We start from the raw sequence: 1,875 nt of genomic DNA on the forward strand, positions 1-1,875 counted from the left end.
CACTTTTTGCCTTGTACAAGAACACGCGTATCAAACCCGAGAATAAAACTAACATTTCATTGACAATTACCCGGAGAGCCGGGGGGCAACAATGCCCCGTCTGTCTCTATAAATACAGGGCTGCTGTCCTGGCGAATGGGCATTCCATTGGAGCGGCTTCAGACGCCGGGCGGGTGGTTCAGTCTAGCTGTCATCAATGATGATACATTGAACATGATTCTAAATATGCGTACGGCACGCCTGTGAACCCCGCACTTCTCTTCGCATAAACCTCAGGTATCACAACTATCCGTATCGCGGTATCACGCTCATTGTGCTTCAGCAAAACCCACCCCGACAACTGTACTGATCACAGAGGTTGATAACCAAAAATCCGCCGGCAGGAGGGGCAATAAGGCGAATGTCGGAGTTAAAACATACGTCACACTTTTTACATTACCGCAACAGACGTCACCACAATTGTTTGACTTCTGACCAACCAGGTCGTAGCTTCAATTCAGTGCATTGGAATGCATTGCTGGCTTCCAACTCATTGCTCGACCCCTCAGGGTTAAACAAAAGGTGCAATATGAACAGAGTTGTTCCTACAGATGTGAGCTTTGTCTCGGTATCAGAACGGGACATTGCGGCGACGAATAAAATCGCCAGAAAGGCGGTGCGCGCCGCGATGATAGGCAACTTTGTCGAATGGTTCGATTATGGGATCTTCGGCTATATGGCACCAGTTATCGCGACGATATTTTTCCCCAGCGAAGACCGTACCGCTGCGCTGATGATGACCTATGCCGTGCTTGCCATGACCCTGTTTTTCAGGCCACTTGGCGGCATCTACTTCGGACGGATGGCTGATAAGCTCGGACGAAAGAAGGTGCTGGCGACAACCATTCTTATTATGGCAGCAGCGACGGGAGCAGTCGGATTATTACCGACGCACGCCCAGCTGGGCACCCTGGCACCTGTATTGCTGATTCTTTGCCGACTTGTTCAGGGGTTTGCGGCCGGTGGCGAATATGCCGGAGCAGTGACCTTTGTCGTGGAATATGGCCCCCCTAAAAAGCGTGCATTTTATGCAAGCTTTGTTGGCGTGAGTGTTTTTCTCGGATTGTTCGCGGGCTCGGGTCTGGTGGGATATCTTTCGCATGCCTTGCCGTCAGAATCACTGACGTCCTGGGGATGGAGGATCCCTTTTCTGCTCTCGATCCCTGTTGGTGCAATTGGGTTCTATATACGCATGAAGCTTGAGGATACGCCTGAGTTCAAAAAGGTTTTGCAAACCGGGAATGTTGAGTCAGCCCCATTACGGGATGCATTAAGTACACAATGGCGCAATATGGGCATTTTCTTCAGTTTCGCCATCTGCAATGCGGTAGCTTCGTATCTGTTCAGCAGTTATTTGACGACTTATCTTATTGAAGTGGCAAATCACACAAAGCCTGATGCTTTGTTCTCAAATTCAATTGCGCTGGTCGTTCTCTGTTGCATCTTGCCAGCTGGCGGCTTGCTGGCAGACAGGTATGGTCGTAAGCCTATGATCCTGACGGCAAGTATATTTGCAGCCATTATTGCTGTGCCAGCATTTATCATTGCGGGAATGAGTGGTTTCGGTGTTGTGGTTATTGCGCAACTGCTGTTTATGATGATTTTCTTCTTCATTACTCCTTCGGTCACCGTCAGCATGGCAGAAATGTTCCCTGCCTCTGTGCGTGTCACCGCAGGGGCAATATCTTATAACCTGGCCTTTACGTTGTTCGGTGGAACGACACCGTTTATTTCCACTGCACTCGTTGAATTCACCGGGAATAAGCTTGCGCCGGCTTATTATCTGGTTGGCGTTGCATTATTTACTACTGTCGCCGTTGCTCTTTTTTATCGGGA

At 49.4% G+C, this 1,875-nt stretch carries 1 protein-coding gene; it reads left to right on the forward strand.

Going from position 1 to position 1,875, the window contains the following annotated elements; translation table 11 throughout:
- Positions 1-568: 568 nt before the first annotated feature.
- The coding region (locus MUU46_RS00215) for an MFS transporter (RefSeq protein WP_159777032.1) at positions 569-1,875 on the forward strand (1,307 nt) is incomplete at its 3' end.

This window comes from Scandinavium tedordense (assembly GCF_024764965.1).
GTDB classification, from domain to species: domain Bacteria; phylum Pseudomonadota; class Gammaproteobacteria; order Enterobacterales; family Enterobacteriaceae; genus Scandinavium; species Scandinavium tedordense.